The 474-nt window shown below is 75.9% G+C and carries 1 protein-coding gene; it reads left to right on the top strand.

Annotated features, from left to right (window positions below; all coding sequences use genetic code 11):
- On the top strand, positions 1-474 hold a 474-nt coding region (locus tag JGS39_RS40185; RefSeq protein WP_219574677.1), incomplete at both ends, for an anti-sigma factor.

Genomic DNA, 474 nt, shown 5'->3' with positions numbered 1-474 from the left:
GGCGCACGTCGCGCCGGAGCCGGTGCCCGTCACGCCTTCGGCCGGCGGCCGGGCCCATGCCCCGTCGCGACAGCTGCCCCGCCTCGCGCTGGCGGCCTCCGTGGCGGCCGTGCTGGCCTGCCTCGGCGTCGCCACCTGGCAGTACCGGGAAGCGGAGGATGCCAGAACCGCGACCCGGCGCTCGCAGGAGCACCAGGAGGAGGTGGCGCGCGTGCTCACGGCGCCCGACGTCCGGCTCGAAACCCAGGAGCTGCGCGGCGGTGGCACAGCCACGGTGGCCGTCTCCCGCAGTGAGGACGCGGCCACGCTCGCCGTCTCCGGCCTGCCGCGGCTTCCTGCGGGCAAGGTGTACGAAGCCTGGTTCATCGAGGACGGGGAACCCGTACCGGCCGGGCTGCTCAGCCGTGACCCCGGGCGTCGGCTGACCCTGCTGGACGGGCCGGTGGACGATGCCACGGCGGTGGCCCTGTCCGT

The organism is Streptomyces poriferorum (genome assembly GCF_019399235.1).
Taxonomy (GTDB): domain Bacteria; phylum Actinomycetota; class Actinomycetes; order Streptomycetales; family Streptomycetaceae; genus Streptomyces; species Streptomyces poriferorum.
The sequence above is the reverse complement of the archived record's forward strand: the minus strand, read 5'-3'. Positions and strand labels throughout refer to the sequence as shown.